Consider the following 22380-nt stretch of genomic DNA (forward strand, 5'->3'; position numbering starts at 1 on the left):
CCCTTTCGTCGAATCGGCTTGCATTCCTGCAACAGCAGTGTTGTAGATCAGCAACGATGGTTCAGGCTGGCAAACGCGGCATGCGGCGCTCTCCCAGGTGGTATCGCCGCCTGCTGGTGACCATGCGCCGCGCCAACGTATTCCTGCTGCTGGAAATGACCGCGGTCATGGCGCTTGCGCTGATGGTGTCGGTCACCTGGATGGCGCTTTCGACGAGCGGCAATACCAACCAGCTGCTGCCTTCGCGCCTCACTGCCAGTTTGCTGATCGGCACGCTTGTTCCGGCGATGGCGCTGATCGTCCTGATCGGTCGCCGTCTGGCTTTGCGTCGCGCGGCGCGCAGCGTGCTGGGCAGCAGCGGCCGGCTTCACGTGCGGCTCGTGTGGCTGTTCTCGCTGATCGCGGCGATCCCGACCCTGCTGGTGGTGGTGTTCGCCTCGCTGCTGTTCCAGTCCGGTGTCGAATTCTGGTTTTCCGACAACTCGCGCGGCATGCTGGAGAACGCCAACAGCCTCGCGCGCGGGTACTATGCGGACAAATTGCGCGATGTCGGCAACGAAAGTGTCGCCATGGCCGGCGACTTGCGCGACTACCTCGGGCAGGCACCGATCACCAGCCAGGACTTCGCCGAGGGTTATTCGTGGCAGGTCATCAACCGCAAGCTCAACGAATCCGCCCTGATCGAGCGTGGCCCGGACGGGACCTTGCGCACGGCCGCCATCGTCGATCCCGCCCGCAGCGAACAGCGCGAACGCGTGACCCCGGCCGAGCTGGCGCGGCTTGACGGCGGCGAGCCTGTCGTCGTGACCGCGTCGGCCGCCCGGATCGAAGCCGTCACCCCGGTCGACCGCCAGCGCGGCATCTACCTCTACGTCGCCCGCAATTCCGATGCTCTGGCGCTCAATCAGTGGCAGCGCGCGCAGAGCGTGCTCAAGGCTTATGACTTCCTCACCCGCCGCGCCCGCGCGCTGCAGCTGCGCTTCAATATCGCGCTGCTGGTGATCAGCCTCATGCTGGTCGCGCTGGCAGTGTGGGTCGCATTGCGCTTTGCCGACCGGCAAGTCGCCCCGCTGGTCGAGCTGGTCTCGGCGGCGCGCAACGTCGGCAGCGGCAATTTCGCGATGCGCGTGCAGCCCGGCAACGGGACCGACGAGGTCGGCCTGCTTGCCCGCGCGTTCAACCGCATGACCGCGCAGCTCGAAGCACAGACGCAGGCCCTAGTCAGCGCGAACGCCCAACTTGCGGTTCGCCGCGCGTTCATCGAAGCCGTGCTGGAATCGATCACCGCCGGGATCGTTTCGGTAGACCGCGAAGGGAGCATCCGCCTCATGAACAGTTCGGCGCAGGCGCTGCTCTATCCCGCGCGTGAAGACGATGTCGCACGCGATCCGGTCGGTGCGCCGCTGGCGGACGTCGCCCCGCAGCTGGCGCAGTTCGTCGCGGGCGGCGAGCGCAGCGGCGTGGTCCACTATGCGCAAGGCGGCGATCTGTTGACGCTTGCGGTCAAGGTCACCGCGGACCGCAACGGCCACGTGATCACCTTCGAGGACATCACCCGCCAGCTGCTCGACCAGCGCCGCGCGGCCTGGTCCGACGTCGCGCGCCGCATCGCGCACGAGATCAAGAACCCGCTGACCCCGATCCAGCTCGCGACGGAGCGCCTCAAGCGCCGTTATCGCCGCCAGATCGAAACCGACCCGGAACTGTTTGAGGAACTGACAGCGACGATCATCCGACAGGTCGGCGATCTCAGGCAGATGGTCGACGAGTTTTCCTCATTCGCTCGCCTGCCCAAGCCGGTGTTTCGTCCGGAAGATGCCAGCGACCTCGTCCGCCAGGCCCTGTTCCTGCAGGAAGTGGCACACAGCGACATCACCTTCACCTTTGATGGCGAGGCGCAGGTTCCCGTCGAGGCGGACCGCCACCAGATCGGTCAGGCCATGACCAACGTGCTCAAGAACGCCATCGAAGCGATCGAGCAGCGCGGCAAGGCCGAGGACATCGCCTACCGCGGTCGGATTGCGGTGAGCCTTGTCGCAGACCGTCATGCCGTCACCGTGACCGTGGCCGACAACGGCGTCGGCCTGCCGGCAGAGCGCGACCGCATTCTCGAACCCTACATGACGACGCGCGAGAAGGGCACCGGGCTCGGCCTCGCCATCGTCAACAAGATCGTCGAGGAACACGGCGGCACCATGGCGTTTGCTGCCAATGAAGCCGGTGGCACTTCGGTGATCTTGCGCCTCGCGCGCAATCCGATGGCCGCCGAAGTTCCCGCCGATACGCCCACGGTTCCCGCCAACAGCTAGACCAGACCCTCAGGACCACCCGACCAATGGCACTCGACATCCTCATCGTGGACGACGAACGCGATATCCGCGAGCTTGTCGCCGGCGTGCTCAGCGACGAAGGCTATGGCTGCCGCACGGCGGCCGACAGCACCGCGGCGCTGGCAGCAGTCGACGAGCGGCGGCCGAGCCTCGTTCTCCTTGACGTCTGGCTCCACGGCAGCCCGATGGATGGCCTCGAAGTGCTTGACGAGATCAAGAAGCGCGAGCCGGAACTGCCGGTCATCATCTTCTCGGGTCATGGCAATATCGATACCGCCGTCTCCGCCATCGGCCGCGGCGCGATGGACTTCCTCGAAAAGCCGTTCGAGGCCGAGCGCCTGCTGCTCCTTGTCGAGCGCGCGACCGCCACAGAACGCCTGCGCCGTGAGAATGCGCGCCTCAGGCAGGGTCTCTCGATGGCCGACGGCTTCACTGGCAATTCTAGCGCGATCAATGCCGTGCGCGCGACCCTGAAGCGCGTCGCCAATACCGGCAGCCGCCTCCTCATCACCGGTCCTGCCGGTTCGGGCAAGGAAGTCGCCGCGCGGCTGCTTCATTCGTGGAGCCCGCGTGCCGACCACGCCTTCGTCACCGTCAATTCCGCGCGCATCACTCCCGAACGCTTCGAGCAGGAACTGTTCGGCGAGGAGATCGACGGCAAGCTGGTGCGGGCAGGGCTGCTCGAGATGGCCGACGGCGGCACGCTGTTCCTCGACGAAGTCGCCGAGATGCCGGCCTCCAGCCAGGCCCGGATCCTGCGTGTGCTGACGGAGCAGTCGTTCGTGCGCGTCGGTGGCCACCGCCAGATCCGCGTGGATGTGCGGGTCGTCTCCTCCACCTCGCGTCCGCTGGAGAAGGAAATCGCCGAGCGGCGGTTTCGTGAGGACTTGTACTATCGGCTCAACGTCGTGCCGGTCTCGATCCCCTCGCTGATCGAGCGGCGCGAGGACATCCCGGCGCTCGCCGACCACTTCTTCTCGCGCTATGCCAACGAGCAGGGCGTGCAGCCGCCTGCGATCTCGCCCGAAGCCATCGCGGCGATGCAGAGCTACGATTGGCCCGGCAACGTCCGCCAGCTGCGCAACGTGGTCGAACGCACGATCATCCTCGCCCCGCGCGAACGGCTGACCCGGATCGATGCGGACATGCTGCCGGCCGAAATCGTCACCACACGGCTCGGCGGCGATACCAGCACGTCGGCGCTGATGGGCGTGCCGCTGCGTGAGGCACGGGAGAACTTCGAGCGCGAGTACCTCAAGGTCCAGATCCGCCGCTTCTCCGGCAATATCTCGAAGACCGCGAGCTTTATCGGCATGGAGCGCTCGGCGCTGCACCGCAAGCTCAAGCTCCTTGGCATGGCCGAGCGGCGGGAGGACGAAGAGCTGGACTGAGCGCCAATTCGTTACGTAACTGGGCGCTTAACCTATTTTGCCCCTGTACGAAGCTGCGATCCTAACTTAGGATCATTCCCGCTGACCGGCTGTGGCGCCGCGCGAAACCTAGATCAGATTCGGCCTTGGGCCGTTGAAGAAAAGGGTGAGTGCGGGCCCTGCCAGATCGTGTCCGCCTTCCGCGAGGAAATCGGGCACCAAAAAACGAAAGGAAAACACCTCAAAATGAACGGTAGAACCCTCTCCGCGCGCCCGCGCGCCAAGGTTGAACCCACTCCCGCAGAGGAAGCCGCCGCACCACCACCGGTGGCGCTCGTTGCAGGGAAGGGGCAGAACCTTCAGGACGTGTTCCTCAACTTCCTCCGCAAGAACAAGATCCCTGTCACGATGTTCCTGGTGAAGGGCGTCAAGCTGCAGGGCATTGTCACCTGGTTCGACAACTTCTCGATCCTCCTGCGGCGCGACGGCCAGTCGCAGCTGGTCTACAAGCATGCGATCTCGACGATCATGCCCGGCCAGCAGCTCGCGGCGGCCCACTTCGCGCCCAGCAACGACGATTCCTCCAAGAAGCGCCTGCTGCAGGACGTGTTCCTCTCCAGCGTCCGCGATGCCGGCGTACAGGTGACGATGTTCCTGGTGAACGGCGTAATGCTGCAGGGCCGCGTCGCAGCCTACGATCTGTTCTGCATGCTGCTGGAACGCGAGGGCTATGTGCAACTCGCCTACAAGCATGCCGTCTCGACCATCCAGCCTGCCGGTCACGTCGACCTGTCCGGTGAATGGGACGGCGAGGCGAACTGATTGAAACCCAAGGCCGAATCTGGATGAGCCAATTCGAATTCGGCCGTGAGACCGAGCTTGTCGGGGAAGTCACGCGCGGCGCCCGAGCCGTCGTCGTGCTCCCCGACTTGCGCCAGAAGGGGGGGCTTGATGCCGATTCCCGACTGGAAGAAGGGCAGGGCCTCGCCCGCGCCATCGGTATTGACGTCGTTGACGCCTTTGCGCTCCCCATTCGCAACGTCCGCCCCGCCACCCTGTTCGGCGAAGGGCAGGTGCAGAAAATCGGCGTGGCGATCAACCAGTCCGATGCCGAACTCGTCATTGTCGATGGTGCACTGTCCGCGATCCAGCAGCGCAACCTTGAAGACAAGCTCGAGCGCAAGGTCATCGACCGCACCGGGCTGATCCTCGAAATCTTCGGCGAGCGCGCCGCGACGGCGGAAGGCCGTCTGCAGGTCGAACTCGCGCACCTCGATTATCAGGCCGGCCGCCTCGTGCGCAGCTGGACCCACCTCGAGCGCCAGCGCGGCGGCTTCGGCTTCCTTGGCGGTCCCGGCGAAACGCAGATTGAGGCGGACCGCCGCCTGATCCGCGGACGCATGGCGCGCATCCGCCGCGAGCTCGAACAAGTCCGCCGCACCCGCAGCCTCCACCGCGAACGGCGCCAGCGCGCGCCTTGGCCGGTGATCGCGCTGGTCGGCTATACCAACGCCGGAAAGTCGACACTGTTCAACCGGATGACCGGCGCCGACGTGATGGCGCAGGACCTGCTCTTTGCCACGCTCGACCCGACGATGCGCGCGATCCGCCTGCCGGGGCTCGACAAGGCGATCCTGTCGGACACGGTGGGGTTCATTTCCGAATTGCCCACCCAGCTTGTCGCCGCCTTCCGCGCGACGCTGGAAGAAGTCACGGCGGCTGATGTCATTGTCCACGTGCGCGATATCGCCAATCCCGCGACCTCGGCGCAGAAGATCGAGGTCGAGGAGATTCTCGCAGATCTCGGGGTGATCGGGGAGGGCGGCAGCCTCGTCCCCATCATCGAAGCGTGGAACAAGTGGGACTTGCTCCCGGAAGAAGACCGCGCGATGCGCCGCGACCTGATCGCTGCCGGCGTGCCAGACCGCAAGGTTGTCCCGATTTCGGCGCAGACCGGCGAGGGTGTCGACGATCTCGTCACACTTTTGAGCGACTTGCTGACGGGCGGGGCGCAAGTGCTCGAACTCGCGCTGCCGATGAGCGAAGGGCACAAACTCGCCTGGCTCCATGCCCACGGTGAAGTCCTGTCGGAAACCGCAGGGACCGACGCGGCGGGAGCGCCTGTGCAGCGCCTCACGGTCCGGCTTACGCCTCGCGAATTCGGGCGTTACTCTCGTATGTAATCAGCGCTCGGCGGTCTTGACCTGTTGCCAGAGCGCTTCCTGCTCGTCGAGCGAGAGCTTCGGAAAGTCGTCACCTGCGAGCGCTTCCATGGCCCGAAACCGCCGCTCGAACTTGGCGTTGCCGTGGCGCAGCGCATCTTCCGGCGCAATGCCATAACGGCGCACCAGATTGACCGCCGCGAAGAGCAGGTCGCCCGCTTCATCAAGCTTTTCGGCTTCGGTCTCGGCGGCGTCCAGCTCCGCGATTTCCTCGATGACCTTGGCGCGCGGGCCTTCCGTATCCGGCCAATCGAAGCCGACCCGTGCCGCACGCTTCTGCAGCTTCTCCGCGCGCATCAGCGCGGGGAGCGCCAGCGCGACGCCGTCCAGAGCACTCGTTGCGCCCTTGGCTTCGCGCTCGGCGGCCTTCTGTGCCTCCCAGCGCACTTCGCGCGATTGGCCCTGATCGGCTTCGTCTCCGAAGATATGCGGGTGCCGCTCGGTCATCTTGTCCGAAATCGCCTGCGCTACCGCATCGAAATCGAATGCGCCAAGTTCCTCGGCCATCCGCGCATGGAACACGACCTGGAGCAGCAGGTCGCCCAGTTCCTCTCGCAGCGCAGGAAGGTCCTCGCGTTCGATCGCGTCGGCAACCTCGTAGGATTCCTCGATCGTGTATGGCGCGATGGTCGCGAATGTCTGCGCGACATCCCATTCACAGCCGCTGTCCGGATCACGCAGCCGTGCCATAATCGTGAGCAGCCGCGCAATCCCCGATGCCTCGGGCGCTTGCGCAGCGGGGGAGACCTCGGGTGAAGCGCTCATACAGCTCGATCCTTGAGTTCGATAATATTTATTATGTTAAATGAAGCCTGGGCCAGTCAGCGTCGAAACCCCGCAAACGCGACTGCCACAGCGAGAATGATAACCACCCACGCCCCCGCCATCATCATGCCCGACGAAAGCTTCAACCCGCGCAGCCTGCCGTTTGCCAGCACGAGCACCAGCGCCATCACGATCCCGATCACGGCGACCACCTTGTCGGGCGTCACAGCTCGATCTCCATGCCATCATAGCCCGGCTCGACATGCGCCGGTGTCTCGTCGCAGAGTGTCCGGTAATCCATGCTCTTGTCGAGATGCGTAAGCACGGCGTGTCCGGCCCTGCATGCTTCGATCAGTTCGAGCGACATCGCCAGATGCGCATGCGTCGGATGCGGTTGCCGCCGCAACGCATCCACCACAAGCACGTCGACGCGGTCGAACAGCGCGACCATTTCCCCAGTAATTGCACTAAAGTCCGTCGCATAACCGATTGATTTACCATCTTGATCGAAACGGAAAGCAGTCGTCTGCGCAGGGCCATGCGGCATCTGGCAATGCGAAACGCCGATCCCGGCAACCATCCGCACACGGTCCAGGTTATCGAGATTGCAGATCGTCGGATAGCCATGTTGCCCGGCAAAGACATAACCGAAACGCTGGCGCAGCCGTCGCACCGTCTCGTCCGCCGCATAGCCCGGGATCGGCGCGCCGCGGCCCATGCGCAGCGGCCTGAGATCGTCGATGCCATGCGTATGGTCGGCATGGTCATGCGTCCACACGACACCATCGATGCGCCCAATACCTGTCGCCAGCAACTGGTGCCGAAGATCCGTCGGCGTATCGACCAGAATGCGCCCGCCATCGGCGCCTTCCACCATGATGGCCACGCGCGTCCGCCGATTGCGTGGCTCCTCCGGGTCGCAATCGCCCCAGTCATTGCCGATGCGCGGTACGCCGGTCGATGTTCCGGAACCGAGGACGGTGAGCTTCATGCCCACGCCTTGGTGAACAGGCGGAAGAAGTTCGCGCCAGTCTGCTCGGCCAGCGCTTCCCCCGTTGTCCCCCGCAAGTTCGCGACAAAGGCGCAGGTGTCGGAAACAAACGCGGGCTCGCAGACCTTGCCCCGATGCGGCACCGGCGCGAGGAACGGTGCATCGGTTTCGACCAGCAGCCGGTCATCAGGCACTTCGGCAGCAAAGGCCTGCAAGTCCTTGGCATTCTTGAACGTGACAATGCCGGAGATCGAGATCGTCAGCCCCAGATCGAGCACCCCGCGACCGAATTCGGCACTGGCGGTAAAGCAATGGATCAGCGCCGGAAACGCGCCCTTGGCCATTTCCTCGCGAAGAATTCGCAGTGTGTCATCCTCCGCATCGCGCGTGTGGATCACGATAGGCAGGCCGGTTTCGCGCGCCACGCCGATGTGGACGCGGAACAGGTCCTGCTGCACCTGCCGGTCCGAATGGTCGTAGTAGTAGTCGAGCCCGGTCTCGCCGATCGCGATCACTTTGAGGTCGGCCGCAGCCTGCCGCAGCGCCTCTGCGCCGAGGTCGGCGTGGGCGTCGGCCTCATGCGGGTGAATGCCGATGCTGGCCCAGACGTCCGGCTCGCGGTGCGCCGTGGCAACCACGGCTTGCCATTCGCTCTGCCGCGTCGAGATATTGAGGAAGCCCTGCACCCCGCGCGCCCGCGCCCGCGCCAGCACGTCGGCCTGCGTTTCGATCAGGCCCTTGTAATTGAGGTGGCAATGCGAATCGATCAGCATCAGCCGGCCTCGTCCTCTGCGAGTTCGAGCCGCGGGAATGCCGGACTCGGCGAGGCGAGCCGTTCGCCGGTTGCCACGCGCGCAAGAAACCAGTCCGCCTTGGGCAGTGCCGTGATGCCGCGCTCGTCACCCGGAATCCCAAGCTGGTCCAGCACCTTGTCGGCCGCAGTTGGCACAACCGGACGGATCGCAATGGTCAGATCGCGGATCGCCATGAACAGCGTCATCAACACGGCGCGCATCCGCTCGGGTTCGCTCTTGCGCAGTGCCCAAGGCGCCTGCTCGTCGACATACTGGTTGCAGGCGAACACGGCGCGCATCCACGCGTCGATCCCGGCCGAGAAGTTCAGCGCGGCGAACTCGCGCGGCAGTTCGTCGTGGCAAGCCTCGAACACGGTCGCAAGCAGCTTGTCGTCGGCTTCTGCGCTCGTAAACTTCACCAATTCACCGTCCATGTTCTTGAAAATCATGGAAAGTGTGCGCTGCACCAGATTGCCGTAACTGTTGGCAAGCTCGGCATTGCAACGCGTGACGATGGCTTCGGGGGAATAGGATCCGTCCTGCCCGAACACCACATCGCGTATCAGGAAGTAGCGCAGCGTATCGACCCCGAAGCGCTCGGCGAGTGCCAGCGGATCGGTCACATTGCCCAGCGACTTCGATTCCTTCTGCCCCCGGTTGAGCAGGAAGCCGTGGCCGAAAACCTGCTTGGGCACCGGCAGGCCAGCGCTCATCAGGAACGCCGGCCAGTAGATCGTGTGAAAGCGCACGATGTCCTTGCCGATCAAGTGCAGATCGGCAGGCCAGTATCTCGCGTAATCGCCTGTTTCGTCGGGGAAACCGAGGCCGGTGATATAGTTGGTCAGCGCATCGACCCAGACGTACATCACATGGTTGTCGCTGCCCGGCACCTTGACTCCCCAGTCAAAGCTCGTGCGCGAAACCGACAGATCGCGCAGTCCCTGGCTGACGAACGCGATCATTTCGTTGCGGCGGCTTTCCGGGCGGATGAAGTCAGCGTTCTCGCGGAACAGCGCCAGCAGCGGTTCCTGGTACTTCGAGAGGCGGAAGAACCAGCTTTCCTCAACCGTCCATTCGACAGGAGTGCCCTGCGGGGAGAGCTTCTCCCCCCCTTCCCCGTCGATCAGTTCGCTCGCGTCGTAATAGGCCTCGTCGCGCACCGAGTACCAGCCCTCGTAGCGGTCAAGATAGAGGTCACCGTTCGCTTCCATCCGCCGCCACAGCTCCTGCGTGGAGGCATGATGGCGGGGTTCGGTAGTCCGGATGAATAGGTCGTATTCGACATTGAGAGCATCAGCCATCGCAATGAAATGACTGGTCATTTCGTCAGCCAGCTCGGCGGGCGTGATGCCGAGTTCGCGCGCCTTCTGGGCCATCTTCAAGCCGTGCTCGTCGGTCCCGGTCTGGAAGCGCACGTCGCGGCCCATCGCCTTCTGGAAGCGCGCGATGACGTCGGCGGCAATCGCCTCATAGGCATGGCCGATATGCGGCTTGCCGTTGGGATAGCTGATCGCGGTCGTGATGTAATAGGGCTCGCCCATGGGCTGCGATTGTCCTTGGCTGATGGGAGGCCGATCTCAGGCCGCGTTCTCCCTAGTGCGCGCCACCGATGCCAGCAAGCCGCCGATTTCCAGAAGCAGCAGCGCGGGTTCGAAGTTGTAGGTCGGCGCTTGCCCGGCGAGCGTCGCCAAGGCGGCATGTGCCTCGACGATCCGCAACCGGGCCGCATCGTCGCTGCGCGCCATGGCGGCCACCAGCACACGGCGCGCGACCTCGATAGCTGCCAGCAAACGCTCGCGATCAGGCCGCATGCCGAGCGATGTAGACAACTCCCCGCGCAGTGCCAGGTCCAGATCACCCTCGGCCACCAGCCGCGCCATGATCTGCCACGCGCCGCCGAGGTCCATTTCGGCAAAGGCAAGGGCCGTACCGGGCGCGCCGCTTCCCGCCGCGATGGCCGCTTCAAGCGCGCCGCCGCTGAGCTCCGGCGCTGCCTCCCGCAATGCCCGCGCCATCTCCTCCGGCTCCAGCGGATGAAACCGCAGTACCGTGCAGCGCGAGCGCACGGTGGGCAGGAGCCGCCCGATCTGGTGCGTCACGAGCAGGAAGAACGTGCCCGCCGGCGGCTCCTCAAGGCTTTTGAGCAGCGCGTTGACGGCGCCTTTTTCAAGGTCGTCCGCGGCATCGATGATCACCGCGCGGCGCGCCCCCAATGTGGGCCGCGTCACCAGACGCCGCTGCACGCCGCGGATCTGGTCGACGCTGATATTGCGCTTGCGCGTATAGGCCTTGCCCTCGTCGCGCTTCTTGGCCTCGTCCTCGTTGCTGGGCAGCGGCTCGAGTACGTGGATATCGGGATGAACCTCGGGCGCAGGTTGGGACACACCGGGTTCGGCAACCAGTTCTGCCGCCGCCGCGCGCGCAAAGCTCGCTTTGCCGAGACCTTCGCGTCCTGCCAGAATCCAGCCGTGGTGCATGCGCTGTCCGGCCCGCGCCGCGCGCCACACGCGCCACGCCTCGTCGTGCCCGATCAGCCGCATCGGCTGTCCACCGCTGCCAGCACGCGCGCATGAACCTCGTCCGGCGCGCCTTCTGCGGCGATCAAGGCAAAGCGCTCCGGCTCCGCTTCCGCGAAGCACCGGAAAGCCGCCGCCACCCGGGCATGGTAGTCCTCGGCACGCCCACCGATCCGGTCGAGTGCCCCTGCATCGCGCTTCGCCACGCGGGCGGCCGCCTCGGCGGGATCGAGCGTCAACAGTACCGTGCAATCGGGCAGGAGCCCCGCGCTTCCGATCCGGTGGAGCGTGAGGATGTCGGCGTCCTCCAGTCCGCTGCCGCCCCCCTGATAGGCTCTGCTGCTGTCGAGATAGCGGTCGCAGACAACCCACGCGCCGCGCGCCAGCGCCGGTCGGATCAAGGTCTCGACATGGTCGGCCCGCGCCGCCGCAAACAGCAATGCTTCTGCCCTTGCCCCCCAGCCTGGCCCGTCCTTGTCGAGCAGCATGGCCCGGATCGCCTCGGCGCCCGGCGTTCCGCCCGGCTCGCGGGTGGTGACGACGTCGAGCCCCCTTCCCCTGAGCGCCTCGGCCAGCAGACAGCTCTGGGTCGATTTGCCGACGCCCTCCCCGCCCTCGAAGACGATGAAGCGGCCCGTCATTGCCCCAGCATCGCCAGCAGGCCATTGCGCAGCCGCGCCAGCGTGCCTGCCTCCGGCACCGCCTCCGCTGCCACCAGCGGCAGGCGCGTCTCGCCCTCGCCCGGCACGCGAACGACGAGGCTGGCGACTTCATCCCCCTTGGCGATCGGCGCGCGCACCGGACCCTTGTAGCGCAAGCTGAGCGAATACCTTGCGTTCTGCCCGCGCGGCAGGGTCAACGCCAGCGGATGCGGCGCCACCAGTCCGACGCTGCGCGCTTCGCCGCCTTGCACTTTCGCGGTTCCGATCTTTGCACCCGCCGCAAACAGCGGATGCTCCTCGAACGCGGCAAAGCCCCATTCCATGAAATCGCGCGATTCCTTGGCGCGGACCTTGCCGTTGTCATAGCCGCCGACGACCATCATCAGCCGCCGCCCGCCCCGGATCGCCGAGCCGACAAGGCCATACCCCGCCTCGTTGGTGAAGCCAGTCTTCACCCCGTCCGCGCCTTGCACATGGCCGTAGAGCGGGTTGTGGTTGGGCTGCTCGATGCCGCGAAACGACAGCCTCTCGTGTCCGTAGAAGCGGGCATAGAGATCGGGGTGCCGCGTGATCAGCGCCGTGCTCAAGGTGGCAAGATCGGCGGCGGAGACGTAGGTATTGCCCTCGTCCATCCAGCCGTTGGCGGTGTTGTAGTGCGTGTCCTTGAGGCCAAGTTTTTTTGCCTCGGCGTTCATCAGCTCGGTCCACGCACCGACGCTGCCAACCGCGCCTTCCGCCAGCACCACGCAGCCATCATTGGCCGAGACGGTGACGATGCCCTCAAGCAGTTCTGCCACCGAGGTATCGCTGCCATCGGCAAGGAACATCGTGCTGCCCACCCGGTGCCACTTCTTGAAGGCGTCGTGGCTCATCGTGAAGCGCTGGCCGAGCTTTAGCTTGCCGGCCTTGATCAGCTCGAAAGCGACATAGCTCGTCATGATCTTGGTGAGCGAGGCGGGGACGAAGCGTCGATGCGACTGGCGTTCGAACAGCACGCGGCCGCCGTTGACATCGATCAGCAGCGCGATGGGGGCCGAAACCTGGGGCATGGCCAGCGCGGCGTGCGGCGCTGCTGGTGCTTCAGGCGCTGCCGCATGCACGGGCAGTGCGGCCAGCGCGGCGATAACGGCGGCGGTCAGGGTCCTCGAAGGCAAGCGCGGGTCCTCTGCTGATGCGGGACCGCGCCGACCTTTCTAGTCGCGTACGATCCGGGCACCCGCATAGCCCGCGGCGCGGGCCTTCGCCAGTCCGCGCTCTGCCTCATCCCCGGCGGAAAACGGCCCGCTGCGCACGCGCCATAGCGAACCTGCCTGAACCATCGACCCGCCTGCCTTGCGCGCCGCCGCTTCGGCATTGCCGCGCTGCGAGAAAGCGCCGATCTGCACGTAGTATCGACCTGCGGCCGCGGCGGGACGCTTGGGCGGCTCTGGCGGCGCGGCAGGCTTGGGAGCGGTTGCTACCTCAGCCTTTGGAGCCGGCTTCACCTGCGGCTCTGGCGTTGGCTTCTTCGCGATCTTCACGGCGGGCTTGGCGGGTGCAGGCGGCTTGGGCGCTCCCGGTGCGACTTCCGCCGGGCGGATGGTCACCGGCAGATCGCCCACCGGCGGCTCCAGCCCCAGTTTGCGGCGCAGCGCGGCGAGCAGGCCGGGCGGTGTATCCATCCGCTGCGGCGCGGCCTGTCCTGTCCGGAGCAGCGCCCGTTCGGGCTCCGGCGGATTGACCCGGCGCACGCGCACCGGCGCCGAGGCGTCCCCCGGGAGGCCAAGCTGCGACCACGCCATCGGCGAGAGCGCCACCAGCCCCTCACCGCTCATCGGCCCACGCCGATCGATCCGCACGAGGATGGTCCGGCCACTGGAAAGCGAAGTCACTTCAACGTAGCTCGGCACCGGCAGCGTGCGGTGCGCGCCATTGATCCGCCCGGCCCCGCCTTCATCGGTGCCCATCGCCACCGCCTTGCCGACGGCGTCGTAGTTGAGCGTGTCTGCCGGAGTATAGGTCACCCCGTCCACCACGAAAGGTTCACCCAAAGTCACCGGATAGTCGCCCGCCGGCCCCGACACGTCCGGCGCGGCGGCCTTGCGGTCACGCGCGGTCACCGGATCGGCAAGGCCTGCACCCAGCGCCAGCACCATCGCCAGCGCGAGCACGCCGTTGTTCCTGTTAACGGGCAATTTCATCAGCCAGAAGTCCCACCGAGAGGGCGTAGAGATTCGAGCAGTTGTAATCGAGGATAACTCGATAATTTCCGGTTAGCAGGTAGGCGGTCTGCCCGGCGCCATCGGGTTCGAGCAGGCTGGCGAGCGTATCATCCGCCAAGGTCGGCGCGCGCGGGATCACGCCAAGGGCCTTCCATTCGCGCACGGTCTTCCACTGCGAATGCCGCGCGAAGACCTGCGGACAGCGCGGACTGGCGAGCGCCGTGCCCAGCGCGGGCCGGTCCAGCGGCAAGGTCACATCCGCCGCCACGCCCCAAGGCTCTCCCGGCCGCCAGCCCGCGTCGCGGAAGTAGTTGGCGATCGAGGCAAGCGTGTCCGGCTTGCTCGACCAGATGTCGGCGAAGCCATCGCCATCACCGTCCTGCGCCACGCGCAGATAAACGCTCGGCAGGAACTGCGGATTGCCGAAGGCACCGGCCCAGCTTCCCACCAGCTTGGCTCGCGGCACGCCCCGGTCGACCATCTTGAGCAGCGCGATGAATTCGTCGGCAAACAGCGCCCGCCGTCGGCCCTCATAGGCCAGCGTGGCGAGCGAACGCGCCAGATCGAAATCGCCGGTGTAGGATCCGTAGTTCGTCTCGTGCCCCCAGATCGCCAGCACGATCTTGGGCGGCACGCCGTAGCGCTGCTCGATCCCGGCGAGATAGTCCGCCGAGGCGAGGTACTGCCGCCGCCCGCCACCGATCCGCGCCGCATCGACGTGCGTGCGGCGATAGCCTGCAAAGGCCGGGATCGACGATGACGTACCCGGTTGCGCCCGATCTAGTGCGATAACCCGGGGATTCTCGGTCAGGCCTGTCATGACCGAGCTGATGGTCTCCTCGCGGACGCCCTCGGCCCGCGCTTTGGCTGCCAGATACTGAAGATACCCCTGAAAGCCCGCCGCCGCATCATCGCCCTGCGCGCCGGCCGGGCCTGCGAGCAACGACAGCGCCAGCGCGGCAAACCCGGCCCGAACCAGGCCGAGCGTAAGGGGAACACGAAAACGGATCGGCAACTCCATCGCGGCGTCACAGTCGCACAGCACGGCCATGCTGGGAATCCCTCAATCGATGAATTGCGTGGGAAGTGCCTCAGGCCCCCATGCAAAACCTCTTGCGAGACTTGCCCAGCCCGCTATCGGCATTGCTCGCGCACAAAAGCGCTGTGGACAGGTGGCCGAGTGGTTTAAGGCAGCGGTCTTGAAAACCGCCGTGGGTGGAAGCTCACCGTGGGTTCGAATCCCACCCTGTCCGCCAGACCTCGCGCGCACCTTGGCAAATGTGGCCAACCATGCGTCCGGGCCTGCAGGATATGCCGGATCGTGCAACTGGTCCGCGTATTGCCAGTTCGGGTCAATGGCATTTTCCGCCTCATCCATAGCCTAGCTCCGGAATGGACTTCGCGTCGCCAAGGCAGACGCGGGCCAGAACAGGGGAGTTCCAGATAATGATGAGGCGCAGCGCCAACCTTCTCGCAGCGACGACAGCTCTCGCCGGGCTCATCTTGGCCGATGCGGCGATGGCGCAATCCGCCGCAGCCGATGACAGCGCGGCCGGCAGCGCCGACAGCGGCGAGATCATCGTCACCGCCACCCGCAAGAGCGAGAGCATCAACAAGGTCCCCCTGAGCGTCAGCGCGCTTTCCCGCGAGGCGCTCGACAGCCGGGGCATCCGCACCTTCAACGACGTGATCCGCCAGACGCCGGGCGTCGCTTTCGAGAGATCGAACACCACCACGAACATCGCGATCCGCGGCGTGAATTCGTCCGTCGGCGCGGCCACCACCGGCATCTACATCGACGACGTGCCGATCCAGATCCGCCAGCTCGGCTACGGCGGCGGCAATGCCTATCCGGTCGTGTTCGATCTCGACCGCATCGAAGTGCTGCGCGGACCGCAGGGGACGCTGTTCGGCGCGGGTTCGGAAGGCGGCACGGTGCGCTTCATCACGCAGCAGCCCAGCCTTGACGCGATCAAGGTCTATGGCCGCGCCGAAGGTGCCGCTACCCAGCATGGCGCGGCGAGCGGCGAAGGCGGTGTCTCGATCAGCGCGCCGATCATTGCCGGCAAGCTCGGCATCGCCGCCAGCGGCTACTATCGCCGCGATGGGGGCTGGGTCGACCGGATCAGCTCGTTCACCAATCGGGTCGTCCAGAAGAACGCCAACTCCACCGACAGCTACGTCGGCCGCATCGCGCTGACCTGGCAGCCGGTCGACAACGTCAAGATCACACCCGCAGTCTACTACCAGAACATCAAGGCGGCCGACAGCGGCGAGAGCTGGGAAGTCTACTCCGACTACGACAACCATGTGTTCCGCAACGCCAACCAGCTTGCCGAAACGAGCCGGGACCGCTTCACCTTGGCTTCGCTCAATGTCAGTGTCGGTCTCGGCGGCGTCGATGTGATCGCCGTGGGCTCCTACTTCGATCGCAAGCAGTCCTTCGTGCAGGACTACACCAACTTCGACCAGACCCTGTTCACAGGCGTCAACGCCCTGCCCTTCTTCCCCGAGCAGAACGCGCCATCAGACTTCCTCGTCGCGCAGAAGAACTGGACGGGCGAGCTGCGTCTGCAATCGAACAATCCCTCGAGCCCGCTGACCTGGGTGCTCGGCGGGTTCTACTCGCACGCGCAGCAGACTTCGCTGCAGGTCGTGACCGATCCCTACCTGCCGGTGTACCTGTTCGGCGCCCCCAGCCCGGTCGCCGACTTCTCGGTCTACGACCAGAATGCGGTCTCGACCGACGAGCAGGCGGCGGTCTTCGGGCAGGTCACCTACAAGTTCACCGACAAGCTCTCGGCCATCGCCGGTCTGCGCTACAGCCACACCGTCTTCACGATCCGCTCGGTGGCGCAAGGCTTTGTCGTCGGCCCGCTGGTGGATGACCGCGGCCGCCAGAGCGAAAACCCGATCACGCCCAAGTTCGGCCTCAACTATCAGGCGACGCCCGATACGCTGGTCTATGCTTCGGCCTCGCGCGGCTTCCGTGTCGGCGGCTACAACCCGCAGGTCGGCACGTTCTGCGGTCCCGAGCTTGCCAGCATCGGCTATCCGAACGGGCGCCCGACCAACTTCAAGTCGGACTCGGTGTGGAGCTACGAACTCGGCGTGAAGAGCAAGTTCGGCGGGCTCGGCAGCGTGCAGGCGAGCGTCTATCAGATCGACTGGAACGACATCCAGCAGGCGGTCGCGCTCAATTCCTGCGGCTTCCAGTTCACCAACAACCTCGGCAAGGCACGCAGCCGCGGCTTCGACTTGCAGCTCGAAGTCCGCCCGACCAATCGCCTCACCCTGCAGGCCGAGATCGGCTACGTCGATGCGCAGTTCCGCGACACCGTGCGCGGCGGCCCGACCGCTGCTGCGCCGTTTGTCAGCAAGGGCGATGCCGTGCTTGGCGCACCGTGGACGGCATCGTTCCACGCCCAGTACGATTTCGACGTGTTCCGCGAGAAGGGCGGCTATGTCCGGTCGGACTTCGACTACCGCTCGAAGCAGACCAAGCTGCCGCCCTACCTCAATCCGGCCAACGGCGCGATCGACACCGCGCTCACCCTGCCGCCTGCGGTTGCCTTCTGGTCGGCGCGGATCGGCGTACGTCCGGGCAACTTCGACATCTCGCTGTTCGTCAACAACATCCTCGACAAGGCCACCTGGACCCGGCGCGAGCGGGCACAGAACCCGTTCGAGTTCTTCCGCCGGGAAACGCTGCGGCCGCGCACCTTCGGCGTGACCGCCAGCTACCGCATGTAAGACACCCTGCTGCGCTGCACCGCCGATCAAGGCGGGTGGCGCTGACGGACCCTCGGGAGACCGCCGGAATGAAGACCATGCGCCGCCTGCTTGCCGCTGCCGCTATCGCTGCGCTGGTTCCGACCCTCCCCGCGGCCGCAAGAGCCGCTCCCAGGCCGGTGACGCGCTTCATCAACGGCCATATCTACACCCCCCAAGGCTGGCGCAGCGCGATGGATGTGGCCGGCCAGCGGATCGTGCGCATCGGGACTGCCGCGCAGGCAAAGGGCTGGCCGCGCGCCGGGGCCAAGGTCGTCGATCTCAAGGGCCGCACCGTCATGCCTGGCCTCTACGACATGCATGTCCACCCTGTGCTGCAGGCCAAGGGTGATGAAGGCCGCTGCCGGGTGCCGCAGGATGCGGGACCACAGCGCCTGCTCGAGCTCGTGGCCGCATGCGTGAAGGCCACCAAGCCCGGCGACTGGGTCAGCGGCGGCCAGTGGCAGGCCTCGCTGATGACCGGCACGCCGATCACCGCCGCGACGCTCGATGCCGTCTCGCCCGATAATCCGCTCATGCTGTTCGACGTGAGCGGCCACAGCGTCTGGGCCAATTCGCGCGCGCTGGCCGCCGCGGGCATCGGCCCCGGTACGCCCAACCCCGAAGGCGGCATCATCGAGCGCGACGAGAAGGGCAATCCTACCGGCATCCTGCGCGAGACCGCCGGCCGCCTGCTCACCGTCAAGGTTCCGCCGCAGCCGCGGGCCGAAACCGAGCGCCAGCTTTCCGCGCACCTCGCCATGCTCGCAGGCTTCGGCGTCGTCGGCTATGTCGAGGCGATGGCCTACCGCGACGACCTTGAAGTCTACGCGGCTCTCGCCGACAAGGGCGTGCTCAAGCAACGCGTGCAGGCCTGCATCGCCTATTCCGAATCCGGCCGCCCCAATCCGGCCTTCGACCAGACGCTGGCGGACCGCGCGAAGTTCGCCCGCGCCACTTTCAACGCCAACTGCGTGAAGGTTTTCGCCGATGGCGTCCCCACCGAAAGCCACACTGGCGCCATGCTGGCCGATTATCAGGCCGGCCAGCCCAACGCTCCGGCGCGCGGCCTCCTGCTGTTCGATCCCGCCGCAATGGCCAGGGATGTCACCCGGTGGGACAAGCTTGGCGTCACCGTCCTCTTCCACGCCGCCGGAGACCGCGCCGTGCGCGCCTCGCTCGATGCCATCGAAGCCGCGCGCAAAGCCAATGGGTTAGGGGGTCCGCTGCATCAGGTCGGTCATTCCACCTTCGTCGACCCCACCGACCTGCCGCGCTTCAGGGCGCTCAACGCCGCAGTCGAGTTCTCTCCCTATCTGTGGGACCCGCAGCCGATCAACGACGACATCACCAGCGCCGTCGGCAGCCCGCGCATCGACCGCGTCTGGCCGATCCGCGAAGGCTTTGCCGCCGATGCACTGGTGATCGCAGGTTCGGACTGGGCGGTCGTGCCCACCCCCAACCCGTGGATCGGCATCGAGACCGCCGTCACCCGCCGCAATCCCGGCGGCGGCACACGCAGCTACGGCCTTGCCGAGGCGATTACGCTCAGCCAAGCGATCACCATGTTCACCATCAACGCGGCCAAGCGCATGGGGCTTGCCGACAAGGCGGGCGCACTTGAGGTGGGCAAGTACGCCGATTTCCTCGTGCTCGACCGCGATCCCTTCGCCATCCCCGTCACCGAAATCCACAGCACCACGGTTCTGGAGACGTGGGTAGGCGGCAAGCCGATCTTCACGCGGACCAAGGGCTGAACCCGATGTGGCGGCGCCTCGTCTGCCTTGCCCTTCTCTCCGGCCTCGCCGCTTGCCAGCGCGCCCCTGATCTACCGCCTGTCGCGTCCCGCGGCGATATTGCAACCGTCGAGGCACAGGCCTCCGAATGGCCGAGCTACGGCGGCCAGTCGTCCTCGACCAAATACTCGTCGCTCGATCAGATCAACACCGCCAACGTCGCCAGCCTCCGCAAGGCATGGACCTGGCACTCGGGCGAAGTCTCCACCGGCACCGAACAGGTAGACGCCACCGTCGGCGAAATGACGCCGATCTACGTCAACGCCCGCCTCTACGGCTGCACGCCCTATGGCCGCGCCGTCGCGCTCGATCCTGCCACTGGCCGCGAGCTCTGGTCGTTCGACCCGAAGAAGCCGCGCACCGGCAACATGTACCACGAGAACTACTGCCGCGGCGTCGCCTACTGGCAGGCGCCCGACCCCGCCACGCGCGCACAGCCCTGCGGCAAGCGCATCCTCTACGGCGCGCAGAATGCTGTGCTCCATGCGCTCGACGCCGATACCGGGCGCCTCTGCGCCGAATTCGGCCAGAACGGCCACGTCGATCTCGGCGCGATGGACTACAAGGGCGAAGGCAAGCCCGCCAATACCTCCCCGCCTGCCGTCTGGGGCAATGTCGTCGCGCTCGGCACCGCGGTGCAGGACAACATGTACCGCAATTCGCTCGACGGTATCGTCCGTGCCTTCGACGTTGTCACCGGCAAGCCGCTGTGGTCATGGAATCCGATCCCCGACGACATATCCGCCGTCACCGGCGCGGCCAATGCCTGGGCGCCGCTGTCGGTCGATGCCAAACGGGGCTGGCTGTTCCTCCCCACCGGCAGCGCCAGCTGGGACACGCTCGGCGTCAACCGTCTGGACCGCATCCCCGATGCCGACGCCGTCGTCGCGCTCGACATGCGCACCGGCCGCAAGGTGTGGTCCTACCAGACCGTCCACCATGACCTGTGGGACTATGATCTGCCGGCTGCCCCCACGCTCGCCACCATCGACCACAACGGCCGCCCCGCCGAGGCCGTCATCCAGGCGACAAAGACCGGCAACATCTTCGTGCTCGACCGCGAGACCGGCAAGCCGCTGTTCCCCGTCGCTGAACGCCGCGTACCCGCCAGCACCATGCCCGGCGAACGCGCCTCGCCCACCCAGCCCATGCCGCTCCTGCCCCATGCCGTCACCTCGCAGCGCCTGCGCCCCGAAGATGCATGGGGTCTGCTTGGTTTCGACACCGCCGCTTGCCATACACGCCTCAAGGCCCTGCGTAATGAAGGCCTGTTCACCCCGCCCAGCATCGGCGGTTCGCTGCTCCATCCCAGCTTCCTCGGCGGCACCAACTGGGGCGGACTGGCCTACGATCCGACGACCGGACTTGCCGTCGTCAATTCCTCGAACCTAGCCGCCTCGGTCCGCCTTGTCCCCCGCGCCAAGTTCGATCCAGGGCGCGACCTGCACCCCGGCGTTTCGTACTACGAGATGCAAGGCTCGCCTTATGTGATGCTGCGCGAAGTCCTCATGTCCCCGCTCGGCATACCCTGCAATCCGCCGCCATGGGGCCGCCTCACCGCCATCGACATGAAGACCGGCCAGACCCGCTGGCAAGTCCCCTTCGGCCGCCTCACCACCTCCAGCGGCATCACTTCGCCTGCCGCATGGGGCGCGCCCAATCAGGGTGGCCCCATCGTCACACGCGGCGGCCTCGTCTTCATCGGCGCCAGCCTCGACAGCCGGCTGCGCGCCTACGATATCCAGACCGGGCGCGAACTGTGGCAGGCCTTCGTCCCCGCGCCCGCCACCGCCACGCCGATGACCTTCCGCCACACTGACGGAAAGCAATACGTCGTTGTCAATGCCGGCGGCCACGGCGGCTTCGGCACAAAGCTCAGCGATGCGCTGGTGGCGTTTGCGCTGCGCTGAGATCCTCGCAGCCCGCGCGCCGATAGGCCTGCGGCGTCATCCCGAAGTGGCGCCCGAACCGGCGGATAAAGCTCGCGCTTTCGGCAAATCCCACCGCCAGCGCGATTTCCGCCACATCGCGCCTGCTTTGCCTGAGCAGCCGCGCCGCCGCCTGCATGCGCCGCTCGTTGACCAGATCCCGCCAGCGCAGCCCTTGCGCGCGCAGCCTGCGGCTGAGGGTTGCCGCCGAGACCCCCATTGCCGCCGCCACGTCCTCCAGTTGCGGCGCGCTGTCGAGCGGACTGGCCTCCAGCGCCCGCACCACGGCGCCGAGCGACGTTCCCCGGCGTACAGTCTCCCCGGCGCGCCGGCGCAGATGCTCCTCGACGATCGGGAACAGCTCCGGATCGATCACCGGGCTGGTCCACTCCAGAAAGCGCGCCTCGAACGTGAAGGCATTGGTTTCGGAATCGAAGAACACCGGACACCGGAAGAATTCGCGGTAGACCCGTTCGTCCCCCACGCACGAATGCTCGAAGCGCACGTCTGTCAGTTCGAACTCGCCGCCGACATAATGGCGGCACATGTTGTGCATGATCGCGATCGAGAATTCCGCATCCTGCCGCCGCGATTGCAGGGTCTGGTCGGTGATCTGGTACTCGAACGTGGCCAGCCCCTCGTCCGCACTGAACCGGTTGCGCGCCGCATCTTGGATCGTTGCAAGATAGGCGGCAAACCCGGTGAACGCGGCCCGCAGCGACGGCGCGCTGAGAAAGAGGAACCCCAATGCGCCCAGCGAGTTGAGCGCGCCGAGCCGCCCCGCCTGCAGCCCGAGATAGGGGTTGCCCGCCTCGGCTGCGGCGCGCTCGAGGAAGGCAAGGAACTGCTCAAGCGGCATCACCCCGCGCGCATTATCGAGATCGTCCCGCCTGAGCGAAAACCGGGCCAGCATCGGCTCCGGATCGCAGCCGACAAGGTCGAGGCAATTGACCACGTGGCGCAGCACGAGGACCGAGATCGTCGGCTTCAACATGCCCGCCCTCGTTCCATGCGCTATGCCCCGCGTCTGCCCT

At 66.1% G+C, this 22380-nt stretch carries 18 protein-coding genes and 1 tRNA gene; 8 read left to right on the top strand and 11 right to left on the bottom strand.

Translation table 11 applies throughout. The annotated features are described in order from the left end of the window. Window positions 1-122 precede the first annotated feature (122 nt). From NDB2M1_RS11835 to hflX, 4 genes are all read left to right on the top strand, one after another. Window positions 123-2309 carry a sensor histidine kinase gene (locus NDB2M1_RS11835; protein ID WP_253185867.1) on the top strand — a complete coding sequence of 729 codons (2187 nt, stop codon included), beginning with the start codon at window positions 123-125 and terminating at the stop codon, window positions 2307-2309. A gap of 26 nt (window positions 2310-2335) precedes the next feature. Beyond that, window positions 2336-3721 (top strand): nitrogen assimilation response regulator NtrX, encoded by a 1386-nt coding sequence (locus tag NDB2M1_RS11840; RefSeq protein WP_054122507.1) that lies wholly within the window; start codon window positions 2336-2338, stop codon window positions 3719-3721. A 225-nt stretch (window positions 3722-3946) separates the two neighbouring features. After that, window positions 3947-4522, top strand: coding sequence for an RNA chaperone Hfq (hfq, locus tag NDB2M1_RS11845; protein ID WP_072382514.1), 576 nt, complete (start codon window positions 3947-3949; stop codon window positions 4520-4522). A gap of 23 nt (window positions 4523-4545) precedes the next feature. After that, entirely contained in the window at window positions 4546-5883 is a 1338-nt protein-coding gene (hflX, locus tag NDB2M1_RS11850; RefSeq protein ID WP_072382515.1) for a GTPase HflX, read from the top strand. Here the strand turns inward: hflX and mazG are convergent, their stop codons facing one another. Genes mazG through NDB2M1_RS11895 form a run of 10 tightly spaced genes read right to left on the bottom strand, consistent with a single transcriptional unit; the run spans window position 5884 to window position 14872 of the window. Further along, entirely contained in the window at window positions 5884-6687 is an 804-nt protein-coding gene (gene mazG, locus NDB2M1_RS11855) for a nucleoside triphosphate pyrophosphohydrolase (RefSeq protein ID WP_054122505.1), read from the bottom strand. A gap of 56 nt (window positions 6688-6743) precedes the next feature. Further along, window positions 6744-6914: a hypothetical protein gene (locus NDB2M1_RS22640; protein ID WP_156309696.1), complete on the bottom strand. Its 171-nt coding sequence runs from the start codon at window positions 6912-6914 to the stop codon at window positions 6744-6746. Further along, complete coding sequence (locus NDB2M1_RS11860) at window positions 6911-7678, bottom strand: MBL fold metallo-hydrolase (protein WP_054122504.1); 768 nt, start codon at window positions 7676-7678, stop codon at window positions 6911-6913. Before NDB2M1_RS11860 ends, NDB2M1_RS22640 begins: the two co-directional genes overlap by 4 nt. Next, entirely contained in the window at window positions 7675-8451 is a 777-nt protein-coding gene (locus NDB2M1_RS11865; protein WP_072382516.1) for a TatD family hydrolase, read from the bottom strand. The genes NDB2M1_RS11860 and NDB2M1_RS11865 overlap by 4 nt, the downstream gene beginning before the upstream one ends. After that, complete coding sequence (gene metG / locus NDB2M1_RS11870) at window positions 8451-10013, bottom strand: methionine--tRNA ligase (protein WP_072382518.1); 1563 nt, start codon at window positions 10011-10013, stop codon at window positions 8451-8453. The genes NDB2M1_RS11865 and metG overlap by 1 nt, the downstream gene beginning before the upstream one ends. A gap of 36 nt (window positions 10014-10049) precedes the next feature. After that, on the bottom strand, window positions 10050-11012 hold the full coding sequence (locus NDB2M1_RS11875) for a DNA polymerase III subunit delta' (RefSeq protein ID WP_072382520.1): 963 nt from the start codon (window positions 11010-11012) through the stop codon (window positions 10050-10052). Further along, a complete protein-coding gene (gene tmk, locus NDB2M1_RS11880) occupies window positions 11003-11629 on the bottom strand; it encodes a dTMP kinase (protein WP_072382521.1) in 627 nt (208 codons plus the stop codon). Before tmk ends, NDB2M1_RS11875 begins: the two co-directional genes overlap by 10 nt. Further along, on the bottom strand, window positions 11626-12804 hold the full coding sequence (locus NDB2M1_RS11885) for a D-alanyl-D-alanine carboxypeptidase family protein (RefSeq protein ID WP_072382523.1): 1179 nt from the start codon (window positions 12802-12804) through the stop codon (window positions 11626-11628). Before NDB2M1_RS11885 ends, tmk begins: the two co-directional genes overlap by 4 nt. A gap of 39 nt (window positions 12805-12843) precedes the next feature. Beyond that, a complete protein-coding gene (locus tag NDB2M1_RS11890; RefSeq protein WP_072382525.1) occupies window positions 12844-13830 on the bottom strand; it encodes an SPOR domain-containing protein in 987 nt (328 codons plus the stop codon). Further along, window positions 13814-14872, bottom strand: coding sequence for a lytic murein transglycosylase (locus NDB2M1_RS11895; protein WP_072382668.1), 1059 nt, complete (start codon window positions 14870-14872; stop codon window positions 13814-13816). Before NDB2M1_RS11895 ends, NDB2M1_RS11890 begins: the two co-directional genes overlap by 17 nt. Window positions 14873-15017: 145 nt before the next feature. Here NDB2M1_RS11895 and NDB2M1_RS11900 point away from each other — a divergent pair. From NDB2M1_RS11900 to NDB2M1_RS11915, 4 genes are all read left to right on the top strand, one after another. Then, window positions 15018-15107: transfer RNA gene (locus NDB2M1_RS11900), tRNA-Ser, on the top strand. A 190-nt stretch (window positions 15108-15297) separates the two neighbouring features. Then, a complete protein-coding gene (locus NDB2M1_RS11905; RefSeq protein ID WP_253185859.1) occupies window positions 15298-17604 on the top strand; it encodes a TonB-dependent receptor in 2307 nt (768 codons plus the stop codon). 68 nt (window positions 17605-17672) lie between these two features. Then, window positions 17673-19379 (top strand): amidohydrolase, encoded by a 1707-nt coding sequence (locus NDB2M1_RS11910; protein WP_072382527.1) that lies wholly within the window; start codon window positions 17673-17675, stop codon window positions 19377-19379. Between the two features lie 5 nt (window positions 19380-19384). Then, complete coding sequence (locus NDB2M1_RS11915; protein WP_083554820.1) at window positions 19385-21328, top strand: pyrroloquinoline quinone-dependent dehydrogenase; 1944 nt, start codon at window positions 19385-19387, stop codon at window positions 21326-21328. Here NDB2M1_RS11915 and NDB2M1_RS11920 read toward each other — a convergent pair. Further along, window positions 21294-22340 (bottom strand): AraC family transcriptional regulator, encoded by a 1047-nt coding sequence (locus NDB2M1_RS11920; protein ID WP_072382529.1) that lies wholly within the window; start codon window positions 22338-22340, stop codon window positions 21294-21296. The genes NDB2M1_RS11915 and NDB2M1_RS11920 overlap by 35 nt on opposite strands. Between the last annotated feature and the right edge of the window lie 40 nt (window positions 22341-22380).

The organism is Novosphingobium sp. NDB2Meth1 (genome assembly GCF_900117425.1).
GTDB lineage: Bacteria > Pseudomonadota > Alphaproteobacteria > Sphingomonadales > Sphingomonadaceae > Novosphingobium.